Source organism: Salinimicrobium gaetbulicola, from assembly GCF_042676025.1.
GTDB classification, from domain to species: domain Bacteria; phylum Bacteroidota; class Bacteroidia; order Flavobacteriales; family Flavobacteriaceae; genus Salinimicrobium; species Salinimicrobium gaetbulicola.
The window spans coordinates 1-5,349 of sequence record NZ_JBHTJP010000015.1 but is presented as its reverse complement, the minus strand read 5'-3'; the positions used below and the strand labels follow the sequence as shown (position 1 = coordinate 5,349).

Annotated in this window: 7 protein-coding genes; all 7 read right to left on the bottom strand. The window is 34.1% G+C overall.

Annotated elements, in window-relative coordinates:
• Positions 1-210: 210 nt before the first annotated feature.
• A complete protein-coding gene (locus tag ACFQ1G_RS01265) occupies positions 211-825 on the bottom strand; it encodes a hypothetical protein (protein ID WP_380736425.1) in 615 nt (204 codons plus the stop codon).
• A 164-nt stretch (positions 826-989) separates the two neighbouring features.
• Positions 990-1,868: a hypothetical protein gene (locus ACFQ1G_RS01260; RefSeq protein WP_380736424.1), complete on the bottom strand. Its 879-nt coding sequence runs from the start codon at positions 1,866-1,868 to the stop codon at positions 990-992.
• A 144-nt stretch (positions 1,869-2,012) separates the two neighbouring features.
• Positions 2,013-2,615, bottom strand: a complete 603-nt coding sequence (locus ACFQ1G_RS01255; protein WP_380736423.1) for a hypothetical protein — start codon at positions 2,613-2,615, stop codon at positions 2,013-2,015.
• 162 nt (positions 2,616-2,777) lie between these two features.
• A complete protein-coding gene (locus tag ACFQ1G_RS01250) occupies positions 2,778-3,263 on the bottom strand; it encodes a GNAT family N-acetyltransferase (protein WP_380736422.1) in 486 nt (161 codons plus the stop codon).
• Positions 3,260-3,811 (bottom strand): dihydrofolate reductase family protein, encoded by a 552-nt coding sequence (locus ACFQ1G_RS01245; protein ID WP_380736421.1) that lies wholly within the window; start codon positions 3,809-3,811, stop codon positions 3,260-3,262. The genes ACFQ1G_RS01250 and ACFQ1G_RS01245 overlap by 4 nt, the downstream gene beginning before the upstream one ends.
• A gap of 215 nt (positions 3,812-4,026) precedes the next feature.
• On the bottom strand, positions 4,027-4,485 hold the full coding sequence (locus tag ACFQ1G_RS01240; protein WP_380736420.1) for a carboxypeptidase-like regulatory domain-containing protein: 459 nt from the start codon (positions 4,483-4,485) through the stop codon (positions 4,027-4,029).
• Positions 4,486-4,669: 184 nt separating this feature from the next.
• Positions 4,670-5,098 (bottom strand): hypothetical protein, encoded by a 429-nt coding sequence (locus ACFQ1G_RS01235; protein ID WP_380736419.1) that lies wholly within the window; start codon positions 5,096-5,098, stop codon positions 4,670-4,672.
• Positions 5,099-5,349 lie beyond the last annotated feature (251 nt).

The following is a 5,349-nucleotide window of genomic DNA, read 5'->3' as shown; positions in this document are numbered from 1 at the left end:
TTTTTGTGCCAATGATGTTTGAGTAACAATCAGAATTAAAGTTAAGAGGATACTTTTCATATAATTTGGCACAACGTCTCCGGTTAACGCAAGTAGCGGACCTGGAAAACGATTATTTGTCGGTTAAGTTATCTTTTTAAAGGTAGTCAAAAATGTCATTTTTCGATGGTCTGCCGCTATTTGCTCGTTAACCGATGTTGTGCCCAGTACTTATTCAATCCACTGCCCCAAATCATATCTTTCTATGCTATCATTGGTTATAGTAAAAATATATTCTTTGCCATAATTATGACCAGCAGTTACCAGGTATAACTTCCTTAAATCTTTGCTGAAAATTGGCTTACCAATCATTATATATTTCGATTCTCCAAATAATCTTTGTTGTCCAGATTTTTGCTCTGCAATTTTTTTAATTGAATCAACGGAAATTCCTTCTTGCCAAAGTTTTTTAGCGTCCAAAATATTAAATCCGTGATTAGAGAGTTGGGTTAAATAGCCCGTCTCCTCCTTTATCTGTTTCCTCAAAAATGAAGTATCTTTTTCTTCGAGGTAGTATGACAAATATTCTATCCTATTAACTTCCTTCGACTCATCATCAACCCAAATGTAGTAATCCAAAGGGGGACTAATAATCAAATTTGAAATCAGAACATTCTTGGACGATAAAATCCGAGGTTCGGTTTTATCCAGTAAGGCACGTTCTAAAAATTCCATTTTTAAAGTATCTGCTTTTTCAGAATAGAAACTAATGGAATCCGCACTCTCTTGGCAACCAACCATTAAAAATGTGAGCAGGATTAAGAGTATTACTTTAGTTCTTTTCATCTTTTCCTGTATTGGGCACAACGTCTCCGGTTAACGCAAGTAGCGGACCTGGGAAACGATTATTTGTTGGTTAAGGTATCGTTTTAAAGGTAGTCAAAAATGTCATTTTTAGGTGGTCTGCCGCAATTTGCTCGTTAACCGATGTTGCCCACAGTATTTTATTTTCAGAGTTCAATTCCGTGCTTTTTTAAAGTCGTTTTGAACCAACTTTTATGTTTTTTCCAAATTTCTTCGGTTTTTAATTTGTCAATAGCAATTTGTTTAAAATCATCTTTATTGCTTTCTAATAATATTTCAACAAATGAATGTAAATAGAAAACCTCATTTTCGGTTTGAAATTTTGCTTTCGAAAAGTCATTTCTCAAATATTTGTCTAATTTCTCCGAGTATTCGGTTTGATAGAATTTTTCTAAATACTCAAACGCATAAGAATTGTTTTTGTCAAAAGCTAATTCCTCAATTCTTGGTAAATAACTGTCCTTATGCTTTCTGTTTTCAAAGGTTCTGTCGTAAAGTAACCAATAAACTTCTTTATCGGAATAGATAATTATACTATCTAATTTTTCCATTACCAAGTCAGTCGCAAGAGCTTTTTTCATTGCCAAATCTTGCTCGTAATTATTTCCTTTAACTTTTTGAGAAGCCACAATCCTTATTTTATTCCAATATTCGTGATAAATAATTGATGAAATAGGTTCTACGGCCATTATACAACCCTCGAAAGTCTCAACCATTTCATTTTTTTCTAATTCCGTTAATAGTAACTCAGGAACGTTTCCTTTGTCGGACTGAATGAGTTCAATCGAAGCGTAAGTCCGAATTGTTGGATTTTCGTGTTTTGATAATTCGATTAATTCTTTGTCGGTTAATTTTTTCTTTAATTTTTGAAATCTTGTGTATTGTGGACTTACCATACAACCAATTCCAACACAATCAGATTCCACTCTATTTACTTTAATAATTGAATCAATAAGCTGTTCTTTTGTTTGCGAAAAACAAAGACTAATTGTCAAACTAAATATTATCGTAAGCAGTTTTTTCATATTGTGGGCAACGCTCCCGGTTAACGCAAGTAGCGGAGTTGGGAACTTGAATTTGTCCGGTTAAGTTAACTTTTTAAAGGTAGTCAAAAATGTCATTTTTAAGTGATCTGCCGCTATTTGCTTGTTAACCGATGTTGCCCACAGTTATTTCTCCTTCAGCACTTTTTTTAGTTCTTGAAAACTTTTCCATTCAATGGATGGATAATCTCTTATTAATAAAGTTGAATCTTTTGAAATGATTTTATTAGAAATTCCAGAGTGTGAAAATGAAGTTGGATTTCTCAATTTATTTTTAAGTAGCTCCAAAATTGTCTTTTCAATAAGCTCTTTGTCCGATTGGTTTAATTTCAGGCTGTCAATTTCAAAATCCAATTTTTTATATTCATACCACTTCTTTGGTTTCTCATTCTCTTTAGGTGGTAATGGTGGTTCAACTGAACCTAAATATCTACTGTAATTTGCAAAATATTGATTTCCATTTGAGTAAATCAAAATTAAATCTGTGTCGCCTCCCCATTCTCCATATTTGTCATCAGTATGTGAAAGTTCAATTTCATTCACAATATCGATATAATCTAGAGGCTTTTCAGATGTTTTTATTTCTTGTTTATTTTGTTCAATACTCTTTATCTGAACTGATTTGGTTCCTAAAGAATCGGTTTTGTTTAATACAGGTATTTTATTTTTTCCAGTGTTATCACAACTTATAAGTAAAATTAGGAATAAAATTTTGAGGAATATTTTCATGATAATTGTGGGCAACGGTTACGGCTATGAGTAGTTGCGTGGTTTAGTACTTAACTTTGCAAGTACACACCAAACTGAAAATCCGCGAGGATTTTCAGAAGTAGGCAAGAACAAGCAATTACTTATAGCCATTGTTGGCGGTTCGTTTTTATTTTCCATTGTTTATTTCAGTTCATAGGTATATTCTTCTATCTCGGTTCCACGAGCACTGGCAAAACCTTTGTCGGTCCCTATTTTTACAAAACCACATTTTTCCAATACTTTCTGTGAACCAAAATTGTCAAACGCAACTCGTCCAACAATTGGCCTGGCGGTTTCCATTTTAAGAAGCTCTTTTAATGCTTTTGTGGCAATGCCCTGTCCCCAAAATTTTCTATCTATCCAATATGTAATTTCCGTGTCGCCTTGCATAACGAATTTGGCAATACTTCCCACAATAGCATTGTCAAGAAGAATTGTTTGATTGTTTACCGTTGGGTCTGCTAACAATTTTGTGTACTTGTTTATGTAAGCTGCTTTGTCGGTGTGGTCTTTTGGCATAAATGCAGCCAAGTATCCACCTTCTTTGTCAAGTTGAAATTCAAATAAAGTGTCCAAGTCTTCAATTTCTGTTGGCTTGAGTTTTATATTAAGTTTGTTGCTTGTCATTCTTTTATTGGTTGATAATACAAAATTATGGCTCCATTCTTAAAGGTTTTAGTCTTGGCGAGTTTAAAAATAATCCTATCATTGATGTCTTCAAAAAATTGCAATCCGTTTCCTTCCAACATTGGATGTATGCAGAGTTGAAATTCATCAATCAAGTTAAGTTTCAGAAGTTGAATAATTAAACTGCGACTACCAATAAAAATATCTTTGCCCGGTTGTTGCTTGAGTTCTAAAACTTCATCTTTTAAGTCACGTTTTGCTATGCTTGCACTTTTCCAATCCACATTCTTGAGCGTATGAGAGAAAACAATTTTCGGAATTCTGTCGATAGCTACGGCAAAGTCGTTCATTGATTTTTGTTCGGAAGGGTTTTCCAATATGGTTCGCCAAAATTCCATAAGTTCGTATGTTGTCCTGCCATACAGAATTGCGTCTCCCTGACCTAATAAATCCGTATAATGTTGGTGTATTTCTGCATCTGGAATTCCTGCTGTATGGTCGCAAATTCCGTCAACTGTCATATTTAATGCGGCAATTATTTTTCTCATATTATTTTGTTTTTGTTCCTAGGCTTTTGGTTTCGATTAAATGACCGCCAACGTTCCCGGTTAACGCAAGTAGCGGCTCTGGGAACACGAATTTGTCGGTTAAGTTATCTTTTTAAAGGTAGTCAAAAATGTCATTTTAGATGATCAGCCGCTATTTGCTCGTTAACCGCTGTTGTGCACAGTATGGCCATGATTATCAAAATCACACTTGTAGATTAATTCTTATCCAAATAATATGACTCAAATTCACGAGCGTAGCATGGTTTCTCTGATTTAAAAAGACCGTTTTCATGCGCTTGTTTATGCAGTTCAAGAAGCATTTTATATCTCTTTTCCCTTTTCTTCTCAGCGCGTTTTAAAGATATAAAGTCATGAGTACCGGTTAACATCATAATAACCTCTATTTCATTACATTGATCAACGAGCTCTATAGTTGTCGGATCTATCCCAACATACCTAAATAATATTTTATTTTCGTTAGCAGGGATGTCAATTTGGAAGAAACCATCTAAATCCGTTTTGCCAATTTCAAGAGTGTCTTTAATAAAGATTGGAACGTATGGTAAAGTTTCCAAATAATCATCAATGACTCTTCCTTTAATAGTTTTATTTTGAGAATTTAGATTACATACTGAAACTGTAAGTACCACAAGAAAAGCTAATAATTTCTTCATTCCAGAATTTTTGTTTCCATATTGTGCACAACGTCTCCGGTTAACGCAAGTAGCGGAAGTTGGGGACGTGAATTTGTCCGGTTAAATTATCATTTTAAAGGTAGTCAAAAATGTCATTTTTAGGAGGCTCGTCCGCTATTTGCTTCGTTAACCGATGTTGTGCACAGGCCTATTCTATTCCTTTTTATTTTTTTATTAGGCTTTCAAGTTTTTCCACTGTTTCCAAAATTGCAGGATAGAAGACATGGCCAGCTGCATGTTGTTGTTTAATTCTTTCAATTTCTTTTCGATACATATTCGCTGTTAATCGGTCAAATTTTAATTGAAGTTTTGTCGCCTTAAATTTAAATTCATTTAATTTTCTGTCTTCCGACTGCCCATATCTTATGAGTTTTTTAGCTACCTTTTCTTTCTTACCATTTGAAAAAGTGTGTGAGGATAACTCCACTAGGTCACCAGGATAAAATTCAAAGAAGTAATTTGGATCGTCAATATGAGTATATTCATCTCCAGCAAGTATCTCAAATTGTTCGGGATTTACTTTTATTGCGTCAACAGGAACCCAAACGTCAGTTCCGTCAATTAAATGAACATATATTTTCTTAACTGTCAATGTTGTCTGTTTTTGGCTTGTGCACAACGTCTCCGGTTAACGCAAGTAGCGGCCGTGGGAAACGTAATTTTTCGGTTAAGTTATCTTTTTAAAGGTAGTCAAAAATGTCATTTTAGAAGGATCTTCCGCTATTTGCTCGTTAACCGATGTTGGGCACAGTTATTTATAGTTAATTTCTCTGGTTAAAATTCTATCCAATTTTTCGTTTTCGTAAATTCTTTTTGCAGTCCAATTGTCAAATTTGTCCAAAT

Excerpts from the sequence above, each read along its gene's own strand:
- ACFQ1G_RS01260 (WP_380736424.1), bottom strand. The coding sequence starts at position 1,868 with ATGAAAAAACTGCTTACGATAATATTTAGTTTGACAATTAGTCTTTGT.
- ACFQ1G_RS01255 (WP_380736423.1), bottom strand. The coding sequence starts at position 2,615 with ATGAAAATATTCCTCAAAATTTTATTCCTAATTTTACTTATAAGTTGT.
- ACFQ1G_RS01240 (WP_380736420.1), bottom strand. The coding sequence starts at position 4,485 with ATGAAGAAATTATTAGCTTTTCTTGTGGTACTTACAGTTTCAGTATGT.
- ACFQ1G_RS01265 (WP_380736425.1), bottom strand. The coding sequence starts at position 825 with ATGAAAAGAACTAAAGTAATACTCTTAATCCTGCTCACATTTTTAATG.
- ACFQ1G_RS01245 (WP_380736421.1), bottom strand. The coding sequence starts at position 3,811 with ATGAGAAAAATAATTGCCGCATTAAATATGACAGTTGACGGAATTTGC.
- ACFQ1G_RS01250 (WP_380736422.1), bottom strand. The coding sequence starts at position 3,263 with ATGACAAGCAACAAACTTAATATAAAACTCAAGCCAACAGAAATTGAA.